Raw genomic sequence first — 25481 nt, forward strand, 5'->3', positions numbered from 1 at the left:
AGAATGAAATCGCTAAAATTTTTATAAGGTCAATATGTCAGTTTCAACTAAAGCTAATGAAAAAGATCAAAAAATTCTGGATGCAGCAACCAAGTTTTTTTTGATTCACGGTTTTAGTGGAACAACGACAGACATGATTCAAAAGGAAGCGGGTGTTTCAAAAGCAACGATGTATGGGTGCTATAAAAATAAAGAAGCGATGTTCGCTGCGGTGATTGAACGTCAATGCAGGAACATGCAAGAGCAAATTATTTTAGTCGAGACAAAAGCTGAAAATTTACGCTCAGCTTTAACCGAGATTGGGAAAACTTACCTGTGTTTTATATTGTCGCATTCAGGATTGGCATTTTTTAGAGTTTGTATTGCAGAAGCAGTTAGATTTCCAGAGTTATCTGAAAAATTCTTTGAAGTAGGTCCACAAAAGCTTGCAAATATTATTGCGGGTTATCTTGAAAAATCTCAAAAAAATAATGAGATTGAGTTAAATTCTTCTGCTGATATAGCAGCAAATATCTTCTTGGCATTATTACGAAGTGATGCCCATCTAAAGTGTCTGACACATCCTAATTATGCAATTTCTGATAGTGAAATTAGTACTTGGGTTGAATATGCTGTTGATCTATTTATGAAAAATATCAATTACAAGCCAAGTTAATTTAGGAAATTTTATTCTATCTATAAGCTCTAGATGTAGAAGTTAAAAAGAGACCAGTTTGAGGTCTCTTTTTTAAATTGATTAGATAGCCTCTCTGGTCATCTCACCATTCACCAACCTTAAAATTTGCAATGGATTGCTGTCTTTTAAAGCTTCTGGCAATAAACTCTGCGGATAGTTTTGGTAACACACAGGTCTTAAGTAACGGTCAATTGCCAAGGTTCCAACAGAAGTTCCTCGGGCATCTGAAGTGGCTGGATATGGTCCACCGTGTACCATGGCATCACACACTTCAACACCTGTTGGATAGCCATTTATGAGTAATCGTCCAGCTTTCTCTTCTAACACCGGAACCACATCTGCAAATTCAGTTAAGTCTGCTTCATCAGCAATTAAAGTCGCAGTCAGCTGACCATTCATGCTTTGTAGCGCTTGCAAAAGTTGTGCTTTGTCTTGTACCTCAATCACCACTGTTGCTGGCCCAAAGATTTCTTCTTGCAGAAGTTGGTCGCCTGCCAGTAACAACTCAACATTCGCTTTAAATAGTTGTGGCTGTGCCTGATTACCTTGCTGGGTTTGACCCGCCAAATGTTCAATACCTTGATGCTCCGTTAAGTGCTCAAGACCTGCTGCATAGCTTTTTAAAGTTCCCATATTGAGCATGGTTTGTGCAGGTTTACCGCCCATAATTTCGGTTAGGTTGCTAATAAGCTGAGTAAACTCGGCTGATTTAATTCCCAAGATTAAACCCGGATTGGTACAGAACTGACCACAGCCTAAAACAACTGAATCTGCCAAATCCTGTGCAATCTTTTCACAACGGTTTTTTAAGGCTTCTGGCAACATCAGCATCGGGTTAATGCTGCTCATTTCAGCAAACACCGGAATCGGTTGTGGACGGGCTGCCGCCATATCACATAAAGCGCGACCACCACGAAGTGATCCCGTAAAACCTACAGCTTGTATTAAAGGATGTTTCACTAAAGGTTCACCTACGCCATTACCATAGATCATGTTAAATACGCCTTTAGGCATATTTGATTTGTCTACGGCACGCTCAATAGCCTGAGCTACGAAGTCTGCTGTGGCCATATGTCCACTATGGGCTTTCACAACTACAGAGCAACCTGCTGCCAGTGCCGAAGCTGTGTCACCACCCGCAGTTGAGAATGCTAAAGGAAAGTTACTTGCCCCAAAGACTGCCACAGGACCAACACCGATTTTAATCTGACGCAAGTCTGGGCGAGGTAAAGGCTGACGCTCAGGTAAAGCGGTATCAATACGGGCACCTAAAAAATCACCACGGCGTAACACTTTGGCAAACAGGCGCATTTGTCCACTGGTACGGCCACGTTCACCTTGCAAACGTGCAAGCGGTAAAGCCGTTTCCTGTGAGACGATTTCTAGAAAATCTGTACCCAAAGCATCGAGCTCATCGGCAATATTTTCTAAAAAGGTAGCACGCTGTTCAGGTGAAGTATGGCGGTAAGTCTTAAAAGCTTGGCTTGCTGCATCACAAGCCTGATTGATTTCCTGTTCGGTTGCATGGTGAAACTCATAAGGCAAAGTTTCGCCAGTCGTTGCATTGACACTTTTTAGTAAAGTGGAACTTTGTGCACTACGTAAACCGCCAATAAAGTTGTGTCCGATAATGGTCATAACAAATATCCTGAAATTAATGAGAGTGTCTTGGAAGGTTGTCTTGATTTACGACTCGCATATATAAAGTTGCAGGCTCTAAACAGCCACCCGTTGATAATTGGCCAACCATGTTGCGATACATTTCTTGCCAAGGCGTTTGAGATGTAGAGACAGTGGGTTTCCATTCCTGACGGCGTTTGTCTAACTCTTCGTCTGAAATGAGGACATTTACGGAACGTTTATTGAGATCAATGCGCAAACGATCATTTGTTTTTAATAAAGCAATGCCACCACCTACCGCCGCTTCAGGTGACATATTTAAGATAGAAGGGCTAGCAGATGTTCCACTTTGACGGCCGTCGCCTAGGCAAGGCAGAGAGTCAATTCCTTTTTTAATTAATTCTGCGGGAGGAGCCATATTTACAACTTCTGCGCTGCCCGGATAACCAACAGTGCCAGCGCCACGAATGACCAAAATACAATGTTCATCAATGTCTAAGGCAGGGTCATTAATTCGTGCGTGGTAATCCTCTGGTCCTTCAAAAACGATCGCCCGAGCTTCAAAGCTATTTTCACCATTTGGGTCAGATAAATAGGTTTTCTTAAATGCTTCACCCACAACAGACATTTTCATAATGGCGCTATCAAAGAAATTGCCACTAAGCACAATAAAACCTGCACCATGTTTTAATGGTTGTTCATATGGAAAAATGACATCTGCATTGGAGGTTTTTGCATTTTTAGCAATTTCTCCCATCGTTTTACCGCTGACTGATGCACAGTCTTCATGTAAAGCGCCGGCCTTTTGTAATTCATGCAAAACAGCAGGAACACCGCCAGCACGGTGAAAACCTTCACCCAAATATTTACCCGCAGGCATACAGTTCACAATGAGCGGAATGTTTTCTCCAACACGTTGCCAGTCTTCTAAACTCAGCTCAATCCCCATATGACGAGCAATTGCAATTAAATGAGGAGGGCAGTTACTTGATGCACCTAATGCTGAGGCTACAGCAATGGCGTTTTCAAATGATTGTTTATTCATGATTTTAGATGGTCGTAAATCTTCTAAAACCATTTCACATATTCTTTTGCCGGTCATATAGGCCATTTGCCCGCGTTCGCGATAAGGTGCTGGAATGCTTGCACATGTCGGTAAAGACATACCTAAAGCTTCTGCTAATGCATTCATTGAAAGTGCAGTACCCATGGTGTTGCAATGTCCGACCGAAGGGGAAGCGGAAGTCGTCATTTCCATGAAGCCTTCATAGTCGATTTCACCTGTGGCAAGTAAATTTCTTGCATGCCAAAGTACTGTACCTGAGCCAATTAACTCACCTTTAAAATGACCATCTAACATTGGCCCACCAGATAACACGATTGCCGGTATATCTGTTGTTGCGGCTGCCATTAAACAAGCAGGTGTCGTTTTATCACAGCCTGTTGTTAGTACCACACCATCAAGTGGATAGCCATGTAAGATTTCAACTAAACCTAAGTAAGCTAAATTTCTATCGAGTGCAGCAGTAGGTCGGCGAGACTGTTCAGCAATCGGGTGAACAGGAAACTCCATCGGGATACCGCCCGCATCACGAATGCCTGCTTTCACACGTTCAGCAAGCTCTTTGTGGTGACGGTTACACGGGGTCAAATCACTACCAGTTTGTGCGATACCAATAATAGGGCGGCCTGATTGTAGCTCGGCACGGGTCAGGCCATAATTCATGTAACGCTCAACATAGAGTGCTGTCATGTCAGCATGTGTAGGATCATCAAACCATTCTTGGCTGCGTAAAAAAATCCGTTTATCTTGATCATTCATTTTTAGATCCTTCTACTGATCTCGCTCAGCAATTTAATTTTTCAAGTGATGAATATTACGATTGAACTGGTCGATAATACGTGAAATTTATAGTAATTCGCGTTGTTTTAAATTGTGCATCAAAGCATTTATGCCAAAATTCCACGGCATCGCTTTATCACTGGTCATGACCGTGTTGTATAGAGTGCCGAGCTTTGGTGAATGAATACGAACGACATCTCCCACTTTATGGGTAAACCCTGCACCAGCTTGCTCACGGTCTTGGGTAGGTGCAAATAAAGTACCCAAAAACAAAACAAAACCATCTGGATATTGGTGATTTTCATTCAGTGTTTGTTGAATTAAATCTTCGGGATCACGGCTAATTTGAGACATAGAGCTAATGCCATTGAGCACAAAGTTATCTGTACCCTGAATTTGCAGTTCAACATCACAAGCACGGATATCATTTAAAGTAAAAGTATGATCAAAAAGGCGAATAAATGGTCCAATTGCACAAGATGCATTGTTATCTTTTGCTTTACTCAACAGTAAGGCACTACGGCCTTCAAAGTCCCGTAAATTCACATCATTACCTAAAGTCGCACCTAAAATTTTACCGTGGCTATTTGCAACCAATACAACTTCCGGTTCTGGATTATTCCACTCAGACTTTGGGTGAATACCAATATTTTGCCCCGTTCCTACGGCTGCTAAGACAGGTGCTTTGGTAAAAATTTCAGCGTCGGTACCAATACCCACCTCAAGATATTGAGACCACATATTTTGTTCAATTAAATATTCTTTGAGTTGCAGCGCTTTTTCAGAACCGGGTTCAATTGTTTTTAAATTATCGCCGATTACCCCTTGTACAATTTCACGGATGGATTGGGCTTTTTGTGCATCGCCGCCCGCTTGTTCTTCAATCACACGCTCTAACATGCTTGCTGCAAAGGTCACACCAGCTGCTTTAATCACTTGTAAATCAATAGGAGCTAAAAAATATGCCTTGTTTGTATCTGGCTCAGCGACTGTGTTAGCAAATAACTCATCAATTGACCCAACTAATTTTCCTTCAATTTCAATTAAAGCTTTTAAAGGATCCGAACTTTCAAGTAACTGAGAAATAGTGTGGAACTTTTCAGAAATATCAAAAACCTGATCGCCTTTTAAAAGAATCGGAGATGGGCCAGAAATTTGATTTGGAATCCATGCACGACCAATTAAATATCCTTGGGTAGCGTCTTCTGGTAATGAGTTCTGGGAATTTAACGTAAAGTTCATTTAAAGCATCCTTCTTTTATTTGAAACCATGATATGTTTCTTATTTAATAAACACCAATCGTAATAATTTAATTATTAATAACGAAAAGTTATCGAAAAGGATTTTTGAAAATGGCTGATTTGACTTACACAAGCTTAAATAATTGGTTGAAATTTAAACATTTGGTGCTATTAGAAACTTTGGCGAGGACCAATAACATGCATTTGGCAGCCGAGCAGATGAACCTGAGTCAGCCCGCGGTGAGTAAAATGCTAAAGGAAATAGAAGGATTACTGGGCTTTCCTGTTTTTGAACGACTACCTCGAAATATGCCAGTAACGGCTTTAGGCGAACATGTAATTCGATATGCGCAGCGTGTGTTAAATGATGCAAAGCATTTTGTTGAAGATATTGAAATTTTACGATTAGGTGGTCACGGTTTTTTAAAAGTTGGTGGTATTTTTGCAGCAACCGCGGTGGTGATACCAAATTCAATTATTGAGATTAAAAAACAATGGCCGTTACTTTCTATTGATGTTGTTGAACAGACCAGCGACCATTTAATGGAAATGCTAAGTGAACACACTTTAGATTTAGCTATTGGCCGTTTTACAGATGTGACGCAAAGCCAGTTTTTTGATTTCCAACCTTTAGGCCCGGAGCCGTTTTGTATTGTTGTTAATAATGCTCATCCATGTGCCAAGAAAAAGTTTTGTACATTAGAAGAATTATTAAATTGGCCATGGGTACTCTATCCTAAAGGCACGCCAATTCGACAACGTATGGAAGGCGCATTTGCCCGAGCAAAAGTCAAAATTCCTTTAAATACGGTTAATACCATGTCGATGCAGACCTTCTTACAGATATTAAAAGGGGCACCTATGGTGGGGATGTTGCCCGAAGCGATGGTGATTGATCAGGTAAAAGAAGGGCAATTACAGATTTTAGAAACAGATCTAATTTTAGATGCACAGGATTATGGTATTTTGACACGCAAAAATGAACCAGTTTCTGATATTGCATCGGCATTTATTAATATCTTGCTTAAAAATGCGAAACGTAAATAAACGACTCAGCCTCAAACCATGATGAGATTTGAGGCTTTAAAATTAAAAGAAAAACCTACTTTGTTTAGTAAATTTATAAATATAAAACTGATATTAAAAAGTTATCAATATTTAGAAATTATTCATTGGAAATTATTGAAAGGAGTCCTTATCGTTTAATTCACGACAATTACAAAAGTTTTTAAGTGAATAAAAACTAGGAAAGGACCTCTGTATGAATGTGCTAATCACTGGTGGAACAGGTTTTATTGGAAAACAAATTGCTAAAGAGATCTTAAAATCTGGCAGTTTGACTTTAGATGACAATAAACCTGAACCCATCGATAAAATTATTCTGTTTGATGCATTTGCTGGTGATGATTTACCGCAAGATCCAAGAGTTGAAGTGATTGTCGGTGATATTACCGATAAAACTACAGTTGCTCATATTACAGAAAATATTGATGTCGTCTGGCATTTGGCTGCTGTGGTGAGCTCAGCAGCAGAGGCCGATTTTGATTTAGGTATGGATGTTAATTTGTATGGACTCTTAAATTTATTAGAAGAATTAAGAAAGAAACAAACCACGCCTCGAGTTATTTTTGCTAGCGGCTGTGCTGTATTTGGTGGCCAATTACCAGAAGTTGTGACAGATGAGACAGTGGTTACACCAAAGTCTTCTTACGGCATGCAAAAAGCAGTAGGAGAATTGCTGGTCTCAGATTACTCAAGAAAAGGCTTTATTGATGGCCGTATTTTAAGATTACCGACTATTGTGGTTCGTCCAGGTAAACCTAATAAAGCTGCATCAACATTTTTTAGTTCAATCATCCGCGAACCGTTAAAAGGTGAAATGGCTGTTTGCCCAGTCCAGTCAGATACACCTGTTTTTGTTACTTCACCACGACGTTGTGTTGAATCAATGATTAAAGCTGCATCAATTTCTTCAGATGTACTTCAAGATAACCGAATTATTCCTCTACCGGGATTAACAGTCACCGTTAAACAAATGCTTGAGGCGCTTGAAAAAGTCGCAGGCAAAAAAGCAACTGATTTAGTGCAATGGCAAGAAGACAAAACCATTCAACGTATTGTTCAAAGTTGGCCTGTTCAGGTGAAAGCTGAATATGCTGAATCTTTAGGTTTCCAAGCAGACGAAAATTTTGAAAGCGTGATTCAGGCACATATAGAAGATACCCAAAATTAATGGCAGTGATCGCCAATTGATGTGAGAGTTATTATGGAAGATATCAAAAATGTAAGTGCTCTCGAAGAGCAGACAATCAAACGTATTTCGAATCGAATTATCCCGTTTCTCATTATTCTATTCATTATGGCATTCCTAGACAGAACCAATATTGGTTTTGCTGCATTACACATGAATGATGCACTTGGAATTACTCAAACCATTTTTGGTCTAGGTGCGGGAGTTTTTTTTCTAGGTTATTTTATTGCCGAAGTGCCAAGTAATATCTTGCTTCATCGTTTTGGAGCACGAATTTGGATTGCTCGAATCATGATTACTTGGGGAATTATTGCTGGACTCATGGGTTTTATTCATAGCGGTACGCAGTTTATTGTTTTACGGTTTTTACTTGGAATTGCTGAAGCGGGCTTCTTTCCGGGTGTGATCTTTTATTTAACCTTGTGGTTTCCTGCAAAATATCGCGCTCGTGTTTTTGCCACGTTCTATCTAGGATTACCAATTGCTCAAATTATTGGAGCACCAATTTCAGTCGGTCTTATGCAATGGGGCAATACCATTGGTTATGAAGGTTGGCGTTTAATGTATATCCTAGAAGGTATTCCATCCATTATTTTGGGATTAATCTGTCTAAAATATTTAACCAATAACCCAAAAGAAGCTGAGTGGTTAACAGCTGAGCAGCGCCAATGGTTAATGTCTACACTAGAGCGCGAAGAAAGAGAAAAAGAGCAGTCGAGTGAAGCTGCTTTAACAAAAGGAGAAATGATCAAACAAGTGTTTAAAAATCCTTTAGTGTGGATTATGGCAATTGTTTACTTTGGAATCACCTCTGGTTCAAATGCAATGTTTTTCTTCTTACCAAGTGTTTTAGAGTCATTCCGTAATACATTTGGTATGCAAATTAGCCTTATTCAAAATGGTTTACTTACAGCAATTCCATATGCATTTGCAGCTGTTGGTATGGTTTTATGGAGCCGCCGTTCTGACCGTAAACAAGAGCGGTATAAACACGGTGCTTGTGCTGCACTTATGGCGGCTTTTGCAATTGCGATTGCACTAATTGTAAATCAACCTTGGGCAATTATTGTGGGCTTTATTCTGCTCGCGATTGGTGTATTTAGCGCAATTAACATTTTCTGGACTATTCCTGGGCAAACTCTAACGGGGGTGGGAGCCGCTGCTGGAATTGGATTAATTAACTCGGTGGGTAATTTAAGTGGCTTTACTGGCCCATATTTAACTGGATATTTATATACGACCACAGGCACTTATACAGTCGCATTCCTTGCCATTGCAGGCTTTGTGGCGATGGGCGGCTTAGGACTACTGCTATTAGCAAGGTTAAAATCGAATAGTTTAAAAGTAGAACAGCAGCAACTTAAAGTTCGAACTGCTGCGGAGATAAAATAATGGCGACTATCGGGTTTGTGGGTACAGGTATTATGGGACTACCGATGGCTATGCATTTACTAAAAGCAGGCCATCAAATTAAGGTTTGGAATAGAACTTCTTCTAAAGCAGATAGCTTAAAAGACGCGGGTGCTCATCTTTGCTTTGAACTTGAACAAGTTGGAAAAGATGTAGATTTTTTGATTTGTATGCTCAGCGATGGAAAAACCTCTGATGAAATTCTATTTAAAGAACACGGTGCAATCTCTCAGTTAAAACCTGAAAGTACGGTTATTGTCATGAGTTCAATACCAGTTGAAGTTGCAAAAGTACAAGGTGACAAATGCAGAGAACGAGGGCTTAAATATTTAGATGCTCCTGTTTCTGGCGGTGAAAAAGGTGCTCAAAATGCAAGTCTCGCCATTATGGTGGGCGGTGACGCTAAAACATTTTCACAGGCTGAAACTATTTTACGTGCAATGGGGCGCCCAATTTTAGTTGGTGGTGTTGGCTGTGGAATGCTCGCAAAACTTGTGAATCAAATGATTGTAGCAACTACCATTGCAACTGTAAGCGAGGGCTTATTACTGGCCAGTAAAGCAGGCGCTGATCCTATTAAACTAAAACAAGCACTCACAGGAGGCTTTGCCGATTCTCCAATTTTACAGCAGCATGGTGAACGTATGCTAAATCGAGATTTTAAACCAGGTGGCACTGCTCGAAACCAGCATAAAGATATTCATACAGCCGTTAGCTATGCCAAATCACTAGAGTTAAATTTGCCAATTGCTCAACAAGTCAGCCAATTATTTGAAAATATGCTTGCTGCCGGAGACGGGGAGCTGGATCATTCTGGTTTAATTCGTGAACTTGAGCGAATGAATCCAATGTAATATTGCTTTAAATTTAGCGGTATTTGATGACAGACATAATAAGGTACCGCTTTTTTTATGGTTAATACTAATACCTTGAAATAACCTTAATAGTCCGTACGAGTCTTTTATATATTCTTAATATCTACTGACGGAGAAACCCCAAAAAAACGTTTATATTCTCGGGAAAATTGCGACAAACTTTCATATCCGACTTGAATACTGGTCGTTGAAATATCATATTCTTCGGTTATTAATAAACGCCGTGCTTCGGTTAACTTCATTCTCTTTTGATACTGTAAGGGACTCATTGAAGTGATATCCCTAAAATGTTGATGAAAACTAGAAGCACTCATCCCCATTGTGCTTGCCAGTTCTTCAACGCTAAAGGATTTTGCAAAATTTGTTTTTAGCCATTCAATCGCTTTCACAATTCGATGGCCAGTAGTTCCGGCCGCCACAATACGTTTAAGTCGATCGCCTTGTGGACTCATCAATAAACGATAAAAAATTTCCTTAATAATAAGAGGAGACAAGATGGGGATGTCTTGTGGTGTATCTAGTAGTTTTATTAACCGTATAAAAGCATCATTCAACTCTGAATTGACTACTCCAACAGCCATTCCTTTTTTCTCAGTATTTACGTCTTTAAAAGGAATATGGGCTTCAAGCATGATTTGGGCGAGTACATACGGGTCTAGCCGTAGCACTATCGAAAGATAGGGGCGTTCAACTGAAGCTTCAAGAACTTGAGCAATGACAGGCAGGTCAATTGCAGTAAAAAGGAAATGGTTAGAGTCGTACGTATAGGTTTCTTCGCTAAGAATCACCTGTTTTTTCCCTTGAGCAATCATACATAGACTTGCATCCATCATGCTGCTACTTGGTTGTGTCAATGTTTCTGCACGATATAAAGTCAGCCCCGTAATAGCTGTTTCGAATGTACCTTTTTCTCGGGTCCATTGATCGACAAGTTGAGCTAATTCTTGATTACTGTCTAGAGAAGACCTATTCGCCATTCAGATTCCACCGATTACTCTCTGTATTTTTATTGTAGGCATTTCAAATAAGAAAAATAGTGAGAAGTGCAACAATTCGGAGGATTAGGCAAATCTGTGAGAGGAATTGAACAACAGCTTACGATTTTCATTTTTATACTGATCAACATGGCACAAAGTCGATGAGTTGGAACTTAGTGAACCAAAATGTTCCAAAACCTATTTATGGATTTTCAAAATCTATAGCCATCAATGAATGTCCAGCGAAGAATTCGTCTTTATTTAAACATTAAACATGAGAGAAAAAATATGACAATTGAAGTTTTAGGTTATGCCGCGCTGTCATCAGAAACTCCTTTAGTTCCGTTTAAGTTTGAACGTAGAACCCCACGTGAAGATGATGTTGTCATTCAAATTGAATATTGTGGTGTTTGTCATTCCGATCTACATCAAGCTAAAAATGATTGGGGATTTAGTGCTTATCCGATAGTTCCGGGCCATGAAATTGTAGGGCGTGTCACCTCAATTGGTCCTAAAGTCACAAAATATAAGGTCGGTGATTTAGTGGGAATTGGCTGTATGGTCGATTCATGCCGTACTTGTTCGGCTTGTCATTCAGGACTAGAGCAATATTGTGAGGAAGGTAACATACAAACTTATGGCGGCGTAGATCGCCATGATCAACGACCAACTTATGGTGGATATTCACAAAGCATTACATGTAGCCAAGATTTTGTATTAAAAGTACCTGAAAATCTGGATGCTCGAGCTGTACCACCACTACTGTGTGCTGGTATTACGACTTGGTCACCGCTGCGTCATTGGAATGTTGGAAAGGGCAGTAAAGTCGCTGTAGTCGGTTTAGGTGGTTTAGGGCATATGGCGATTAAACTTGCCAATGCTCTAGGCGCTGAAGTGACATTATTCACCCGCTCAGCAAATAAAGAACAGGATGCAAAACAACTCGGAGCGCATCATATTGTGTTATCAACAGATGAAGCTCAAATGAAATCAGTGTTAAATCAATTTGATTTGATTATTGATACGGTGCCTTATAACCATGACTTGAAGCCTTATATTCCAACACTAGCTTTAAATGGAACAATTGTGTTAGTTGGATATTTAGGTGAAATTAGCGCAAATTCAGTACCTATGATTTTAGGAAGAAAATCAATTGCAGGGTCGGTCATTGGCGGAATTAAGGAAACACAAGAGTTACTTGATTTTTGTGGTGAGCATAATATTGTTTCTGAAGTAGAGATGATTGATATGCAAAACATTAATGAAGCTTTTGAACGTATGCTAAAGAGCGACGTGAAGTATCGTTTTGTGATTGATCTGAAAACACTGTCTGAAGATTAATTTAGTCGTCACTTCGGCTGTGCATACGATGAGTAGTGTGCACAGCTCAAAAGTTTAATACCAATGTGAGTGTTATGATTTAGAAGGAATGTATTTACGCATAGCAAAGATAAATAGCGTAAATAAAATACTGAAACCAAAAACAGGTAAGCTTAGCCCTAACACGAGACCCACCAATATTAACCCTATTTTTTGTGAGCCAGTTGCACGGTTCCAAACTAATAAGCTTTGCCCAACAAAGTGAGTTGTCATGAGTTTTAAATTCGAGTTTTTAAATGCAGCCCTATATGCATAAATAATCATAATGCACAGTGCGAAAGCATAAAGTGCCAGTACCAATTGATTTATCCAGCCAAATAAAACCCCAATATGTGCATCAACTCCCCAACGAGTGAGCTTTGCCACCAGTGAATAGTCTTTAAACGCAAGTTGGTCGATGACTTTATGTTGTTCCATATCAATTGCGATACTGTCTGCTTGAGTTGGCCATTTGCGCTGAATCTCGGCTATCGTCCAAGCTTGATTTCCACTGGTTGGTGGCTTGATTTGTATTTGTGCTGCATCAATACCATGTGCTCTGGCTATTGAAAGAGCGCTATCGTATTCATTTGAAATAATATTTAAATTCAGGTTTTCACTATGTGGCATTTCGTGATGCTCATGGTGCATCACTGTAGGTAAATTATCTTCTTGAAGCGAAGTTGCCAATGTTGGGGTTTGCCAGTTAAGCCATTGACGAGCAACTCGAATATTATCTCCGGCCCATTCGGACCATGTAAGACCCGTAATGGCGATTATTAATAAGAGAGGGAATAACGCTAAACCCAACGTGCTATGCCATTTTAGTAATCTATTTTTTTGTGTTTGTCTGATTTTAAGATTTTGACGGCGTTTCCACCAATTATATAGTCCAGTTAAAGTCAAAATGGCTAACCAGCTTGCTGCCAGTTCACTATAAAAGCGACCCCATTTTCCTAGTAATAAATTGCTATGTAGTTGGTCGAGTGTAGTCCGAAATGGCAGAACCCCACTGGTACCATAAACTGCTAGATGACCTTTGGCTTGAAGCGTAAAAGGATCAATAAAAACGGCTTCACTCGTAAAATCATGTATAGGATCTGAGAAAATTACACGAGTTGTTTGGTCAGCACTTGGAGCTGGTCTAACTTCAATCACCTGTGCAGACTTAGGCATTACTTGCTTTGCAGCTTCAATTTGCTGGCTCAGCTTATGTGGCGGTTGCTTCAGTGGCTCAACATATAGAACATCTTTATAAATTGCTTGCTCTATTTGAGGCGTAATTGCATAGAGTAAACCAGTGATTGCTGCGAACAAGATAAATGGCGCAATAAAAATACCAGCATAAATATGAATTAAACGGTAAAGACTACGCCAGAAGGATGATTGGGTCAGCATCAGAAGAGAATGTTTGTCAGGTGTTGGGCGGATTATAACGACTTATTTATCTTGATGCTGATTGAGCTGTAACCAGTATTAAATTATTTGATTAGCCACCTTGTAAACTTTTTGGCCTAATAATTAAATAGTTTTTATTACTTGGTAAATTTGGCGTTTTTTTTGCTTACTCTTTAATATCTTAGCTATTTCATTTAATTTGACCGCTGTATTAACCATGATTCAAACCGTCTTGCTCTCTTATGGTGTCTTTTTCATATGAAAAATGCACCAAATAGACACGTCTTTTTATTTTGCACTGTATTTGTGCGTTGGATGCTGTAATGAAGTCATTGGTTTCAATACTCACTTTACTCATTCTATGTGGATGCTCTTCATCTGAACAAAGTAGAAAAACTAAAGAAAACTTGGTAGCCCATTCGATATGTGTTTTTGATAGTACAAATACAAAAGTTTGTGTAGCCAAACCAGCCCAAAGAATAGTTTCTCTATTTGAGTCGGGTTTAGATGGCTTATATATGCTAGGGCAAGGTCATAAAGTGATTGGCATACCAGCCGAAGTATACATCCAGCCTTTATTATTTAATGCCTATTCAAAAATAGATAAGCGTATTGCCAATAAACAGCTTGCGACGCCTTCACAAGGGGCAAATGCAACCAATATTGAAAGTCTTGTGTTGTTAAAACCCGATTTGGTGATTTTGGGGAGCGGGCAAACCCAAACGATTGACCTGTTGCGGCAGTTTGGCATTGCTGTATATGTGATGGAGTCAGGTACTTACCAGCAAGTAAAAGAAGAGTTATCAGAAATTGCCGTTTTGAGCGGTGCCCAAAAGCGTGCTCAGGAAATTTTAAATTTCTCTGATGAAATTGTTGCAGAGGTCGCAGCCAAAACTGCACGTCAGCCAAATAAACAATCGATTTACTATGCGTGGTCAGGAGGGCGTATTTTTTCTACCTCTGGACGTCAGTCGATTACCAATGACTTTATTGAACTCGCTGGTGCTTACAACATTGTTCAGACCGATGCTAACCAGCCTAATGTAAACCCCGAGACCCTCATTGAATGGAACCCTGACAATATTGTGCTTTGGAATACAAACCCAAAACTGATTTATGAACGAAAAGAATTACAAGGCTTAAGTGCCGTACAAAACCGTAAGGTATTTAATTTGAGTCCCGCATTTATATATAACCCCCATACCATCAAAATCATTATTACGGCGATTTATTTGAATCACAGTATTTATCCTGAACAGTCCGATTTACCAGTAAGTGCTTTACAACAGCGTATTTTAGCCAAGTTGTATGGTGAGCACCTTGCCAAAGCGTTGGTGCAATGAATATGGAAAAGCTGAAATATTATTGGTTTTACCCGTTACCGTTCGTGATGATTTTTATCTCGTTGCTCATAGGGCCAACGCAGACATTGAGTGCATGGGATTATTTGCGGTGGGGTGTGCAAGCGGTGTTTGGTACACCATATTTTGATGCTGAGCAATTTAGACTGATGCAAAACATTCTCGTAAATGTCAGATTACCCAGAATTCTACTGACCTTTATGGTGGGTGCTGCGTTAGCAACTGCGGGAAATGGTTTACAGGCATTGTTTCGTAATCCTTTAGTTGACTCGTATGTACTCGGTATTTCATCTGGTGCGGCGTTCGGTGCAGCTTTAGCACTTTCTTTAAGTTGGCTTTCACCAAACCTATCCGCCTTTATTTTTGGCGTGTGCGCTGTTGGTTTAACGTATTTATTTGCCCATCAAAAACATGAAAGCCAGACATCTTTAGTCATGGTAATTTTATCGGGCATGATTGTTTCGGGGCTGTTTTTGGCAGGACTTACAGTCATTCAATACTTAAGTGATCCATTTAAATTACAAGCCATTGTGCAGTGGACCATGGGCAACTTACATCAAGCGTCTTGGCAAAAGGTTCAATACGCCGTGCTACCGATTTGTATTGGTCTTGCCGGATTATTTGCAATGCGTTGGCGCTTAAACTTAATGGCACTCGGTGCTGAAGAAGCGCAGGCGGTTGGTGTTAACCCAAGGTGGGAACAGCTTCTTTTAATTGCTCTGGTGACTGTATGTACGTCAACTTCTGTGGCAGCGGCGGGAATTATTAGTTTATATGGGCTATTTATGCCGCATATTGTGAGAATGTTGGTTGGACCAGATCACCGCTACAGTATTCCTGCCAATATGGTGTTGGGCGGTAGTTTTCTACTGATGATTGATAACTTTTCTCGGGTTTTACTGACGTTTGAAATTCCGATTGGTATTTTTACCATGCTACTTGGTGCGCCATTTTTCTTATTATTAATGAAAACACAGAGGACTCATTGGGCATGATTCAAATTGATCAGTTAAATTATGCCTATGGGCACAAACAGGTCCTTAAAAATATTCATCTGGAGTTTCCTGAAAATCAGTTTTCAGTGATTTTAGGGCGTAATGGTTGCGGAAAATCGACACTTTTTAAATTGATGGCGGGCCTAGAGCCCGTAAAAGATGGCTTGATTCGTTACTCTGGAAAACCACTATCGGACTTTAAAGGGAAAGATCGGGCAGCCTTACTCGGTTTTTTACCGCAGTTTCATAAAACCGTATTTCCATTTTTAGTTAAAGATGTGGTGATTACGGGACGTGCCGCTTTTAGTCGATTTCGTCCTTCAAAATCAGACTGGGAACGTGTAAACCAAGCTTTGCTTGATTTAGACATCGAGCATTTGCGTGACCGTCCTTATACCGAACTATCGGGAGGTGAACGGCAATTGGTTATGATTGCCCGCATTTTAGTACAAGCACCGAAAGTCATTTTGCTTGATGAGCCAACCAATCATCTCGATGTTTATTATCAATCTTATTTAATGAAAAAATTGCGTCAGTTGTCGCGGCAAAATTTTACGGTGATTGCGATTATGCATGATCCTAACCTCGCATTTTTATTTGCAGATCATTTGTTTTTTATGCGCCAACATGAGGTGGTTAAGCCTGAGTCAAAAACACGAATAACCGATCCGAAGTTTTTAAAAAGTGTCTATGATGTTGAGTTCCATGAAGCCATGATTCAAGACAAAACCATTGTTATCCCTGATCATTCTTGGCTATAAATATGACTTTTCACTATCATCTAGCAGACAAATCAGACTATGCATCTGCGGTAGAGTTTGCACTTTATACAAGACATTTATTATTTCCAGAAATCTATCATGGGCAAGTTCCCAAAGATTTAAAAAATTTTGGGCAATATTATGTTAATGATCCATTAGGTTGCTTTATTACGGTAAAAGACCAAAGCCGTATTATTGGCACTATTGCATATCGGGCGTATGACCATCGTTTTGATTTATATTTGCCATCTAAGACAGTGGAAGTGGTTAAGTTGTTTGTATTGCCTGAATACCGCCGGAATGGCATCGCAACCATGCTATGTAAAATGTTGTTTAGCCATGCACAGAAGAATGAAATTACTACTTTGTATTTGCATACCCATCCATTTTTACCTGCGGCTGAAGAGTTTTGGCGGCTTCAAGGCTTTGACGTTATTAAACGAGAATGGATCGATACCTATGACACTATTCACATGACCAAATCTTTATAGTGCTTTATCATGCGCATGAAATCTTTTTTGAAAATGGCTAGGTGGATAACCCATAATTTTACTGAACATTGCGGTAAAAGCTGCAGAGTGTTCATAGCCCAGACTAAAAGCAATTTCCGTAATTGAGATATTTTCTTTTAAGGCATTTAAAGCATAGATGATGCAGACCCGATTACGCCAAGCCTGAAAAGACATGCCAGTTTCAGACTTAAACCAGCGGTGAAAAGTCCGTTCACTTTTATTGTGGTCATGTGCCCAATCTTTAGGGCTGCTATGAATATCAGGATGCTGCATAAACTCAGCACACTGTTTAGATAACAATGTGTTGTGAGGTAATGGAATAAACAGAGGTAGGGCTGGTGCAGCTTCTAATTCATATAACAATAAATCGATAAGAGCGCCGTCACGACCTGCACGCTGGTAGTCAACAGGTAGCTGATTTGCCTGAATCAGCAGTTGATGTAACAAAGGCGAGACTTGGATAACCTCGCAATAGTTTGCTTGTCTTGGGGCATTACTTAATTCTATATACAGACTATAAGTACTGACTTTAGATAGCCATACTCGATGTGGTTTGCCTGCGGGTATCCATACACCACTGTACGGTAACACGAGCCATTGGCCGTCTTCAGTTTCAACTTTCATAAGCCCTTCGGGTGCATATAAGAACTGAGCACGGCGATGGCTATGCGTATCTAACAAAGTATCAGCAGGATAGTCCGATCCTAACGCTAAAACCGCTTGCGGTAGATGGTCTACATCGTTAATTGGAATATTACGCATATATTTTTGGCTGAAACAAATAAAAAGATGGCTTTTCTACGTTAGTTTGCCATAGAGCTATTTTATATCATGCCTCTATAAACGTGAGGAAGATAATCATGCTATATGAGCTATTTTTATTTGGACTACTTTCAGGCATAACCACTTGGTTATTTGGCTTTGGCGGCGGATTTGTTGCTGTGCCTTTGCTTTATGCAGTCATTATTCAAATGTGGAGCAATGAAAGTAATGTCGGCATACATGCCATGCAAATCGCCGTAGCCACATCTGCCTTTGTCATGCTCTGCTCGGCAAGTTTTGCAACCTTTCGACACTATCGGTCCGGACAGATTGATTGGCAAAAAATCCACTTTTTATGGAGTGGTATCGCATTTGGTGGAGTTGTCGGTGCGGTAATGGCCTCATTGTTTAATGGAAATTGGCTTCGCTGGATATTTATGGGCTATGTGTTCATAACCATTATTGATTGTTATTACCGACCTGGGTTTATGGTGACATCAAAACAAAAGCAACACTATGGTCAAAACAGCGAACTCATTAAAGGAGGAATTATTGGTTGGATTGCAGCACTTTTAGGGGTTGGAGGAAGTGTAATGACAGTTCCTTTATTACGGCGTCGGGGTAGTTCTATGGCAGAGGCCGCGGCTATTGCAAACATTCTCACGCTGCCTTTGTCTTTAACTGCAACGCTGACTTATTGTGTATTGTCAATTTGGCAATCTGAATGGGCACCTAGTGGATTTATCGGTCTAATCTGGTTAGAAGCTGCTTTATTCTTAGTTGCTGGAACATGGATTGGACTATATTTTTCAGAAAAATTTATCTCAAAACTATCTGATTTATGGCGGGCAAGATTGTATCCGCTACTTTTAATAATAGTTCTACTCGTCATGCTTTGTGTAAATTAATTTTTTATTTCAATTAATTGAAGAATAATCTCTCTTAAAAATTAAATCTCTAAATACTATAAACCTGCAAATTTTATGTCTTAAAGGGCTTTGAAAAAAGTTTGAAAAATAGACTTGAAATATATAGTGGCTTTATGCCACTATATGTTCATCGAAGGTCATCAGACAAACAGAGGATGATATGGCTATCCAGCTTTTAGATGCGGCAAGAAATGAAATTCCAGTGAAATTCACGCAGTTTTCTGGTGGAGAGCGTCATGTTCAAATTGATGAGACAACGTTGGTTTCACTATCTGGTAAGGTATTGGTCCGCGCCAAAATGACCTCAAGTCACGATGTGATGGACTATTTGTTACTTGAAAATATATTGCTAAATCAGGGTCTAACCGTTGACCTAGAAATTCCATATTTTCCATACGCACGTCAGGACCGTATTTGTGCAGTAGGCCAAGCATTCTCACTCGATGTGATGACGAAGCTACTTAATATCAATGCGGATAAGAAAGCAGGCAAACAAGGCAAAATCACTGTGTGGGACTGCCATAGTGAAGTAACCACAGCATTACTCGCTGCAAATACTTCTTTTAGCGAAGTTGTGAATGTCAGTTCAGTCGACATCATCGCAAAGAGTGGAACACTGAGCACATTGTTAAAAGATGAAAAAACAGTACTGATTTGCCCAGACAAAGGGGCGAAAGCACGTACACAAATGGTTGCAGACGCTTTTAATCTTGAGCGTAAACAACCAATCACTATTGTTCAGTGTGATAAAAAACGTGATCCAGTGACTGGCAAAATTTTAGGTACGCATGTACATGCGACTGATTTATCAGGCCTAACAGCGGTCATTACCGATGACATTTGCGATGGCGGTGCAACCTTTATTGGTATTGCCAAAAAACTCCGTCGCCTAAATTGCCATAAGGTCGTTCTATACGTGACCCACGGTATTTTCAGTAAAGGAACAGAGGTTTTTGATGGGCTGCTTGACCAGCTATTTATCTCGGACAGCTTTCCACAACAACCATCAGACAAAATTTCAGTAATTGCTTTTGCAGCAAAATAAAGAGAATAAAGATGACTATTAAACTTAATCCATTAAACGCTATCGATTTTTATAAAGCTGATCACAGACGTCAGTATCCAGCAGGCACAGAGTATGTATACGCCAACTTTACACCGCGTTCATCTCGACTCGCAAAAATGCTACCGGACTTTGACGATAAAGTTGTGTTCTTTGGTCTTCAGGGTTTTATCAAACACTTTTTAATAGATACATGGAATGAAGGCTTTTTTAATCAACCTAAAGAAAAAGTTGTGGCTGCTTATAAACGCCGTATGGATAGTTCATTAGGTGAAGGCGCAGTACCTGTTGATCACATTGAAGCGTTACACGACTTGGGATATTTACCATTACGCATTAAAGCCTTGCCAGAAGGCAGCCGCGTCAATATACGTGTACCTGTGCTCACCGTAATTAATACCGCCCCACGTTTCTTTTGGTTAACTAACTATATTGAAACGGTTTTAAGTGCTGAGCTTTGGAAAAGTTGTACTACGGCCACAATTGCCTACGAGTACAAACGCTTATTAACTCAATATGCCGTAAAAACTGGTGCACCGCTTGATTTTGTGCCTGTGCAAGGACACGATTTTAGTAGCCGTGGCATGAGTGGAATTTATGATGCGGCTCAATCTGGTGTGGGGCATTTAACCAGTTTTATTGGAACAGACTCAGTTGCTTCAATTGACTACGCAGAAGAATATTACAATGCCACAGGTGTGATTGGTGTATCTGTACCAGCGACCGAACACAGTGTGATGTGTATGGGTACAGAAAACAGCGAGCTAGACACATTTAAGCGTTTAATCTGTGAGCTTTATCCGTCTGGTGTTGTCAGTGTTGTATCTGACACTTGGGACTTTTGGCGAGTGATTACCGAGTTTACGGTAGCTTTAAAACCTGAAATTCTGGCAAGACAACCTAATGCTTTAGGCTTGGCTAAATTGGTTTTCCGTCCAGACTCTGGTGACCCAGTGAAAATTATTTGTGGTGACCCAGACGCAGAAATTGGCAGCCCAGCCTACAAAGGTGCGGTTGAATGTTTATGGGAAGTGTTTGGTGGTACAACAACTGACCAAGGCTATAAAGTACTTAATGAGCGTGTCGGCTTAATTTATGGTGACTCAATTACTCTAGACCGTGCTCAGCGTATTTTGGAAGGGCTAGAAGCCAAAGGTTTTGCTTCAAACAATTTGGTGTTTGGGATCGGCAGCTTTACCTATAACTACTTAACTCGCGATACTTTTGGGTTTGCTGTGAAAGCAACTTGGGGCCAAGTGAATGGTGTAGGCCGAGAGCTGTTCAAAGACCCAATTACTGACTCAGGTGTGAAAAAATCTGCGAAAGGTCTATTACGCATTGAAGAAAGTGAAAATGGTTTTACCTTGTTTGATGGGCAAACAGCCGAACAAGAACAAGGCGGAGCACTAAAAACTGTCTTTGAAAATGGTAAACTTCAATATGAGTGTACTTTGGATCAAATTCGTGAGCGTTTATCCATCGCATAACTGAGTTTAGATGAGCCGTTGCATGAGTATCGGCTCATCATTTTTATTAAGAGGCTGAACGTGACTATTCAAACTGAACAAGAATTCCTTGCCAGTTATGATCGCCGAGATTATGACGCACCTTTACTCACGGTCGATATGGCTATTTTCTCGGTTTTTAATGGTCAGTTGCAGGTACTACTCATTAAGCGCCCAAACTTTCCAGCCAAAGACCAGTGGGCTTTACCGGGTGGTTTTGCCGATTTAACCCATGACCAAGATTTGATGGCCACGGCTTATCGTAAGCTGGCCGAAAAAACAGGAATTACTTCACCTTACTTGGAACAAGTTGCCTCTGTCGGTAATGCCAAACGTGACCCGCGTGGCTGGGCAGTGACCATTTTGTATTTTGCCTTAATTGATTTTAATGCCTATCAACATCAAATTTTGGCTGAATACAGCGAATGGGTGCCAGTGACAAAAGCACAAGATTTCGCATTGGCATTTGATCATAATGAATTGCTCAGCTTAGCTTTAGAGCGTCTCACCAATAAAACTCGCTATACCGCATTGCCAGCGAGTCTTATGCCTGAATTATTTACGCTGACTGAGCTGCAAACCATTTATGAAATTATTCTTGGGCAATCCTTAGAAAAAAAAGCCTTTAGACGCCGTATGATAGAAGCTGGTGCAGTTGAAGAAACCAATCAAAGTAAAATTGTAGGCAAACGACCAGCTCAGCTTTACCGCTATGCACTCGATTCTTTCGATTTTATATTTCCTCGCGCACTCGAATTACCTAGAAACAAAGAGGGTGAAGATAAGCAAAACAATGAGCTTTCTGACTAGCGCATCTTGATACACTTTGATTTATAATGCCGCGCTTATGATTGATGTCATGTTTTGATCAGCACTTTGCCTATGTCACACGCTTCTCCCTGCTTCCAACAAAATCAGTTTTTTGTGTTGGTGGAATATCTCACTTCACTACATGAAATTTATCCTGTGAAACATGAGTTTGCAGGATATCCGGCTGCAATGACATTGGCAGATCGCGTACATTCAGATCATGATATCGCGCCACTTGAAGCCAGCAAAAGTTATCCTGACTCAATCGATAAAGTCTTACACTTTTCAGGTAAGGCCCGAGACATACAAGACTTCGAGCAATTTTTAGAACAAGCTCAAGCAACCAATATTCAAAACTTGTTATTGCTTACAGGCGATAAACTCAAAGAACACCATAATGGTCGAGATGGGCAGCCTCGTAGCCGATACCTAGAGTCGGTAAACGCCGTAATGGCTGCCAAGCAACATGGTGGGTTTCGTATCGGGGTTGCTTTTAACCCATTTAAATATGTTGAAGCTGAGCGTGATGCGCAGTATTTAAAACTACATAAGAAAATTAAAGCAGGCGCTGATTTTATCATTACCCAATTGGGCTATGACATTGAAGCCTTAAAACAAGTCAAATTATTTTTAACCAAGCATAATTATTCACAGCAAATACTCGCTTGTGTCATGCCACTGACTTTGGGGCGTGCCAATTTTATGGTGAAGCATAAAGTGGCAGGTATTGTGATTACTCCACACATGCTAAAAGTCTTGGCAGACGAAAAACAGGCAGGGCATACAGACCGAGTTTATTTGCGCTGTGCTTTACAGATTTTAATATGTAAACATGTAGGATTTGCAGGAATTCACTTATCTGCCTGTCATAAGCCAGAAGAGCAAATGCTGCTTGAAAGCTACATTGAGCAATACAGACATCTTAATCTTAAAGCCTTAGAAGAGCTTTGGAACTCACTTTGGCAAGTCACGACAGGCAAAGAGTTTTCGCCTGAAATTGCTCGGTTTTCACGTCAGCCAACGTCTAAACAATTAATTAAATATCGCCAATTGCATGTTATGCATGAAGCAATGTTTGGATCAAAAATTGCTAAAGGCGTTGGACGGTTTATTTTTAAAGCGTCCTTTTGGGAAAACTCTTTAGTAGCTAAAGTATTAATTAAAACAGAAGTGCTGAGTAAACATAGCCTAGTCGGTTGTGAAAGCTGTGGTCAGTGTCGCCTAAGCGATACTTTATATATTTGCCCTGAAACGTGTCCAAAAGGTTTAGCCAACGGGCCTTGTGGCGGTACAACTTTAGACCGCTGTGAATTTGGTGACCGTGAATGCATTCATTCAGTCAAAGCAAGACTTGCTAAAGCTGTTGAACAAACTGAAATATTAAAAGAAAAACTGATTCCAACTGTGCCTATTGAAACGAGAGGAACCAGTTCTTGGAAAAATTGGTATTTAGCGACTGACGCTTAAGATTTAAAACCATATTAAATTTTAGAAAAAATACTAAACCATCTGAGAGTGCTTTTTCTTAATGTGACATTTAGTAACCAGTTTGTTAAAGTTGGTATACTTTATAACAAATGGTGAAATTCATGAAAAAGATTATTTTAGGGAGTATGTTAGCGGCAGCTTTTCCCGCATCATTTTCACATGCTTTAGCTCCAAAAAATGAAGATAAGCCAACTTATTGTGAGCAAATTGTTTCGGTGCATGGCTTACTAACCAGAGCACAAGTTGAATGTGGATATAGTGAATATAACAATGAGTTAATCTCGGATTCAGCCAAGTGTTTTCAGTATGAACTTGGTGATGAATATGGGAAAAAAGTTCTCATGTTTGGCATGAAAGAATTTGACCGTAATGTGAAAAAAGACGGGAAGAATAGAACTTGTAATAATTTATTAAAAGAATTTCCAGAGTACGTAAGGAAGTAAAAATGAAATTTATTTTGATTATTGGCTAATTTTAAAATATTGATATTTGATAGGTTTTTATATGAAGAAGATTATTTTATTTTTATCTTTAACTGTATGCACTAATTTATTTGCAATCACTGTTGATGATTTAGGTTATAAGTCTATTTTTAGGACATTTTATCCAAACATGTTTTATGTTTCGATGGAAGATAATGATTATGATGGGAATGAGTTGCCAAAAGCAGGAATCAAAGAAACAAAAAAAGAATACTTGGCGTTAATGTATCCTGTAGAGCAATATAAGAATGCAAACCATGAAGATAGATACTTAGTTTTAATTAAAAAGCGTGAAATTGATAAAGATTCTTACACGATAATTAATGGTAAATGGAAAAAAATAGACTCAAATACTTATAAGTTTTCAGATACTTGTCACGCATGCTCCAGTGCTAAAGCTGACATATATATATTTAAGAAAAGTGTTAATAATAAATATGATTTAGTTTCAAGGACATCTTCAAATTTTTCACCTCCTAGTGCATATGGTGATTTAGACTTAAATGTTAAAGGGGTAGGTGATCGTATAGTTAAAACAGGGATTAATGAAGTTGGCTTTTTCGATGATTCATCTAGCTATACCAATTATGGAACCACTGACAATTTACTTTATTTAATTCGTTTAAATGAGTCGAAAATATCAGGATATCATATTGATTTGAGTTCAGGAACTAACGATGGAGAATATGAAAGTAATTCACCATTATCTTATGAATACAGTTCTGTGTATAAAACTCTAGAAAGTCAAACCTCTCAGGTTTACCCTGTTGAAATGAGATTTAAAGGTGATGTTTTTAATGAAAAAACAGGAAAGATTGAAAATTATAATAAAATTAAACGTTTTAAATATAATACGATGAAAGACAAGTATGAACTGATTTCAGAGACTGATTACTAAATCAATTTTATCCTGAGAAAGATAAGAGAGCCGAGCTACATAAACGTATAGATACTCATCCTTGGTATTTACCACCAATGTTGCTAAAGCCCTTGAACAAACTGAAATATTAAAAGAAAAACTCATTCCAACTGTACCAATTGAAATCAGAGGAACCAGTTCTTGGAAAAATTGGTATTTAGCGACTGAGGCTTAAGTTTTGTATTACCCCTTGATTTGATTTTGTTAAAAAATCAATTTATATGCTAAAGCACGGCAATAATT

At 39.4% G+C, this 25481-nt stretch carries 24 protein-coding genes; 18 read left to right on the plus strand and 6 right to left on the minus strand.

The window, feature by feature from the left end; genetic code table 11:
* Positions 1 to 34 precede the first annotated feature (34 nt).
* Positions 35 to 655: a TetR/AcrR family transcriptional regulator gene (locus AC1PJP_RS14785; protein ID WP_013197801.1), complete on the plus strand. Its 621-nt coding sequence runs from the start codon at positions 35 to 37 to the stop codon at positions 653 to 655.
* A gap of 81 nt (positions 656 to 736) precedes the next feature.
* On the opposite strand, the gene AC1PJP_RS14790 is transcribed toward AC1PJP_RS14785, so the two are convergent.
* The 3 genes from AC1PJP_RS14790 to AC1PJP_RS14800 all read right to left on the minus strand — a co-directional run bounded on the left by AC1PJP_RS14790 (position 737) and on the right by AC1PJP_RS14800 (position 5381).
* Complete coding sequence (locus tag AC1PJP_RS14790; protein WP_479767464.1) at positions 737 to 2314, minus strand: aldehyde dehydrogenase (NADP(+)); 1578 nt, start codon at positions 2312 to 2314, stop codon at positions 737 to 739.
* A 16-nt stretch (positions 2315 to 2330) separates the two neighbouring features.
* Positions 2331 to 4118 carry an IlvD/Edd family dehydratase gene (locus AC1PJP_RS14795; RefSeq protein ID WP_013197803.1) on the minus strand — a complete coding sequence of 596 codons (1788 nt, stop codon included), beginning with the start codon at positions 4116 to 4118 and terminating at the stop codon, positions 2331 to 2333.
* A gap of 87 nt (positions 4119 to 4205) precedes the next feature.
* On the minus strand, positions 4206 to 5381 hold the full coding sequence (locus AC1PJP_RS14800) for a fumarylacetoacetate hydrolase family protein (protein WP_013197804.1): 1176 nt from the start codon (positions 5379 to 5381) through the stop codon (positions 4206 to 4208).
* A 111-nt stretch (positions 5382 to 5492) separates the two neighbouring features.
* On the opposite strand from AC1PJP_RS14800, the gene AC1PJP_RS14805 reads away from it, so the two are divergent.
* The 4 genes from AC1PJP_RS14805 (at position 5493) to AC1PJP_RS14820 (ending at position 9896) form a co-directional block, all read left to right on the plus strand.
* Complete coding sequence (locus AC1PJP_RS14805) at positions 5493 to 6428, plus strand: LysR family transcriptional regulator (RefSeq protein ID WP_013197805.1); 936 nt, start codon at positions 5493 to 5495, stop codon at positions 6426 to 6428.
* Between the two features lie 214 nt (positions 6429 to 6642).
* A complete protein-coding gene (denD, locus tag AC1PJP_RS14810; RefSeq protein ID WP_013197806.1) occupies positions 6643 to 7614 on the plus strand; it encodes a D-erythronate dehydrogenase in 972 nt (323 codons plus the stop codon).
* Between the two features lie 33 nt (positions 7615 to 7647).
* Positions 7648 to 9024: an MFS transporter gene (locus AC1PJP_RS14815; protein WP_013197807.1), complete on the plus strand. Its 1377-nt coding sequence runs from the start codon at positions 7648 to 7650 to the stop codon at positions 9022 to 9024.
* Positions 9024 to 9896 (plus strand): NAD(P)-dependent oxidoreductase, encoded by an 873-nt coding sequence (locus tag AC1PJP_RS14820; protein ID WP_013197808.1) that lies wholly within the window; start codon positions 9024 to 9026, stop codon positions 9894 to 9896. The genes AC1PJP_RS14815 and AC1PJP_RS14820 overlap by 1 nt, the downstream gene beginning before the upstream one ends.
* Before the next feature lie 107 nt (positions 9897 to 10003).
* Here AC1PJP_RS14820 and AC1PJP_RS14825 read toward each other — a convergent pair whose 3' ends face one another.
* Entirely contained in the window at positions 10004 to 10894 is an 891-nt protein-coding gene (locus AC1PJP_RS14825; protein WP_013197809.1) for an AraC family transcriptional regulator, read from the minus strand.
* Between the two features lie 288 nt (positions 10895 to 11182).
* Here AC1PJP_RS14825 and AC1PJP_RS14830 point away from each other — a divergent pair, with 288 nt between their 5' ends.
* A complete protein-coding gene (locus tag AC1PJP_RS14830; protein ID WP_199944692.1) occupies positions 11183 to 12235 on the plus strand; it encodes an NAD(P)-dependent alcohol dehydrogenase in 1053 nt (350 codons plus the stop codon).
* 72 nt (positions 12236 to 12307) lie between these two features.
* Here AC1PJP_RS14830 and AC1PJP_RS14835 read toward each other — a convergent pair whose 3' ends face one another.
* Positions 12308 to 13651 carry a PepSY-associated TM helix domain-containing protein gene (locus AC1PJP_RS14835; RefSeq protein WP_199944691.1) on the minus strand — a complete coding sequence of 448 codons (1344 nt, stop codon included), beginning with the start codon at positions 13649 to 13651 and terminating at the stop codon, positions 12308 to 12310.
* A 323-nt stretch (positions 13652 to 13974) separates the two neighbouring features.
* On the opposite strand from AC1PJP_RS14835, the gene AC1PJP_RS14840 reads away from it, so the two are divergent.
* The 4 genes from AC1PJP_RS14840 to AC1PJP_RS14855 are packed head-to-tail and all read left to right on the plus strand — an operon-like array spanning position 13975 to position 17259.
* The gene (locus AC1PJP_RS14840) at positions 13975 to 14994 is read left to right on the plus strand and encodes an ABC transporter substrate-binding protein (RefSeq protein ID WP_199944690.1); all 1020 of its coding nucleotides are present in this window, start codon (positions 13975 to 13977) and stop codon (positions 14992 to 14994) included.
* A 2-nt stretch (positions 14995 to 14996) separates the two neighbouring features.
* Positions 14997 to 16007 (plus strand): FecCD family ABC transporter permease, encoded by a 1011-nt coding sequence (locus AC1PJP_RS14845; RefSeq protein WP_479767468.1) that lies wholly within the window; start codon positions 14997 to 14999, stop codon positions 16005 to 16007.
* Positions 16004 to 16768 carry an ABC transporter ATP-binding protein gene (locus tag AC1PJP_RS14850; RefSeq protein WP_479767470.1) on the plus strand — a complete coding sequence of 255 codons (765 nt, stop codon included), beginning with the start codon at positions 16004 to 16006 and terminating at the stop codon, positions 16766 to 16768. The genes AC1PJP_RS14845 and AC1PJP_RS14850 overlap by 4 nt, the downstream gene beginning before the upstream one ends.
* A gap of 2 nt (positions 16769 to 16770) precedes the next feature.
* Positions 16771 to 17259 carry a GNAT family N-acetyltransferase gene (locus tag AC1PJP_RS14855; protein ID WP_225995710.1) on the plus strand — a complete coding sequence of 163 codons (489 nt, stop codon included), beginning with the start codon at positions 16771 to 16773 and terminating at the stop codon, positions 17257 to 17259.
* Here the strand turns inward: AC1PJP_RS14855 and AC1PJP_RS14860 are convergent.
* Positions 17254 to 18042 carry an AraC family transcriptional regulator gene (locus AC1PJP_RS14860; RefSeq protein ID WP_416685636.1) on the minus strand — a complete coding sequence of 263 codons (789 nt, stop codon included), beginning with the start codon at positions 18040 to 18042 and terminating at the stop codon, positions 17254 to 17256. The genes AC1PJP_RS14855 and AC1PJP_RS14860 overlap by 6 nt on opposite strands.
* Positions 18043 to 18140: 98 nt before the next feature.
* On the opposite strand from AC1PJP_RS14860, the gene AC1PJP_RS14865 reads away from it, so the two are divergent.
* The 8 genes from AC1PJP_RS14865 (at position 18141) to AC1PJP_RS14900 (ending at position 25413) form a co-directional block, all read left to right on the plus strand.
* Positions 18141 to 18950, plus strand: a complete 810-nt coding sequence (locus tag AC1PJP_RS14865; protein WP_192454476.1) for a sulfite exporter TauE/SafE family protein — start codon at positions 18141 to 18143, stop codon at positions 18948 to 18950.
* Between the two features lie 181 nt (positions 18951 to 19131).
* Positions 19132 to 20016: a phosphoribosyltransferase family protein gene (locus AC1PJP_RS14870; RefSeq protein WP_479767472.1), complete on the plus strand. Its 885-nt coding sequence runs from the start codon at positions 19132 to 19134 to the stop codon at positions 20014 to 20016.
* An 11-nt stretch (positions 20017 to 20027) separates the two neighbouring features.
* The gene (locus tag AC1PJP_RS14875) at positions 20028 to 21521 is read left to right on the plus strand and encodes a nicotinate phosphoribosyltransferase (protein WP_192454474.1); all 1494 of its coding nucleotides are present in this window, start codon (positions 20028 to 20030) and stop codon (positions 21519 to 21521) included.
* Between the two features lie 60 nt (positions 21522 to 21581).
* Positions 21582 to 22349 (plus strand): ADPR responsive transcriptional repressor NtrR, encoded by a 768-nt coding sequence (ntrR, locus tag AC1PJP_RS14880; RefSeq protein ID WP_192454473.1) that lies wholly within the window; start codon positions 21582 to 21584, stop codon positions 22347 to 22349.
* A 72-nt stretch (positions 22350 to 22421) separates the two neighbouring features.
* Complete coding sequence (locus tag AC1PJP_RS14885) at positions 22422 to 23816, plus strand: methylenetetrahydrofolate reductase C-terminal domain-containing protein (RefSeq protein ID WP_479767475.1); 1395 nt, start codon at positions 22422 to 22424, stop codon at positions 23814 to 23816.
* A 122-nt stretch (positions 23817 to 23938) separates the two neighbouring features.
* Positions 23939 to 24280, plus strand: coding sequence for a hypothetical protein (locus AC1PJP_RS14890; RefSeq protein WP_192454471.1), 342 nt, complete (start codon positions 23939 to 23941; stop codon positions 24278 to 24280).
* Positions 24281 to 24341: 61 nt separating this feature from the next.
* On the plus strand, positions 24342 to 25217 hold the full coding sequence (locus tag AC1PJP_RS14895; RefSeq protein ID WP_192454470.1) for a hypothetical protein: 876 nt from the start codon (positions 24342 to 24344) through the stop codon (positions 25215 to 25217).
* 61 nt (positions 25218 to 25278) lie between these two features.
* Positions 25279 to 25413 carry a hypothetical protein gene (locus AC1PJP_RS14900; RefSeq protein WP_263864325.1) on the plus strand — a complete coding sequence of 45 codons (135 nt, stop codon included), beginning with the start codon at positions 25279 to 25281 and terminating at the stop codon, positions 25411 to 25413.
* Positions 25414 to 25481: the final 68 nt, after the last annotated feature.

Source organism: Acinetobacter sp. V116_7, assembly GCF_056735735.1.

Excerpts from the sequence above, each read along its gene's own strand:
- AC1PJP_RS14790 (WP_479767464.1), bottom strand. The coding sequence starts at position 2,314 with ATGACCATTATCGGACACAACTTTATTGGCGGTTTACGTAGTGCACAA.
- AC1PJP_RS14805 (WP_013197805.1), top strand. The coding sequence starts at position 5,493 with ATGGCTGATTTGACTTACACAAGCTTAAATAATTGGTTGAAATTTAAA.
- AC1PJP_RS14890 (WP_192454471.1), top strand. The coding sequence starts at position 23,939 with ATGAAAAAGATTATTTTAGGGAGTATGTTAGCGGCAGCTTTTCCCGCA.
- AC1PJP_RS14835 (WP_199944691.1), bottom strand. The coding sequence starts at position 13,651 with ATGCTGACCCAATCATCCTTCTGGCGTAGTCTTTACCGTTTAATTCAT.
- AC1PJP_RS14785 (WP_013197801.1), top strand. The coding sequence starts at position 35 with ATGTCAGTTTCAACTAAAGCTAATGAAAAAGATCAAAAAATTCTGGAT.
- AC1PJP_RS14840 (WP_199944690.1), top strand. The coding sequence starts at position 13,975 with ATGAAGTCATTGGTTTCAATACTCACTTTACTCATTCTATGTGGATGC.
- AC1PJP_RS14795 (WP_013197803.1), bottom strand. The coding sequence starts at position 4,118 with ATGAATGATCAAGATAAACGGATTTTTTTACGCAGCCAAGAATGGTTT.
- AC1PJP_RS14820 (WP_013197808.1), top strand. The coding sequence starts at position 9,024 with ATGGCGACTATCGGGTTTGTGGGTACAGGTATTATGGGACTACCGATG.
- AC1PJP_RS14860 (WP_416685636.1), bottom strand. The coding sequence starts at position 18,042 with ATGCGTAATATTCCAATTAACGATGTAGACCATCTACCGCAAGCGGTT.
- AC1PJP_RS14850 (WP_479767470.1), top strand. The coding sequence starts at position 16,004 with ATGATTCAAATTGATCAGTTAAATTATGCCTATGGGCACAAACAGGTC.
- AC1PJP_RS14885 (WP_479767475.1), top strand. The coding sequence starts at position 22,422 with ATGTCACACGCTTCTCCCTGCTTCCAACAAAATCAGTTTTTTGTGTTG.
- AC1PJP_RS14865 (WP_192454476.1), top strand. The coding sequence starts at position 18,141 with ATGCTATATGAGCTATTTTTATTTGGACTACTTTCAGGCATAACCACT.
- AC1PJP_RS14830 (WP_199944692.1), top strand. The coding sequence starts at position 11,183 with ATGACAATTGAAGTTTTAGGTTATGCCGCGCTGTCATCAGAAACTCCT.
- denD (WP_013197806.1), top strand. The coding sequence starts at position 6,643 with ATGAATGTGCTAATCACTGGTGGAACAGGTTTTATTGGAAAACAAATT.
- AC1PJP_RS14800 (WP_013197804.1), bottom strand. The coding sequence starts at position 5,381 with ATGAACTTTACGTTAAATTCCCAGAACTCATTACCAGAAGACGCTACC.
- AC1PJP_RS14875 (WP_192454474.1), top strand. The coding sequence starts at position 20,028 with ATGACTATTAAACTTAATCCATTAAACGCTATCGATTTTTATAAAGCT.
- AC1PJP_RS14895 (WP_192454470.1), top strand. The coding sequence starts at position 24,342 with ATGAAGAAGATTATTTTATTTTTATCTTTAACTGTATGCACTAATTTA.
- AC1PJP_RS14870 (WP_479767472.1), top strand. The coding sequence starts at position 19,132 with ATGGCTATCCAGCTTTTAGATGCGGCAAGAAATGAAATTCCAGTGAAA.
- AC1PJP_RS14845 (WP_479767468.1), top strand. The coding sequence starts at position 14,997 with ATGGAAAAGCTGAAATATTATTGGTTTTACCCGTTACCGTTCGTGATG.
- AC1PJP_RS14815 (WP_013197807.1), top strand. The coding sequence starts at position 7,648 with ATGGAAGATATCAAAAATGTAAGTGCTCTCGAAGAGCAGACAATCAAA.
- AC1PJP_RS14825 (WP_013197809.1), bottom strand. The coding sequence starts at position 10,894 with ATGGCGAATAGGTCTTCTCTAGACAGTAATCAAGAATTAGCTCAACTT.
- AC1PJP_RS14855 (WP_225995710.1), top strand. The coding sequence starts at position 16,771 with ATGACTTTTCACTATCATCTAGCAGACAAATCAGACTATGCATCTGCG.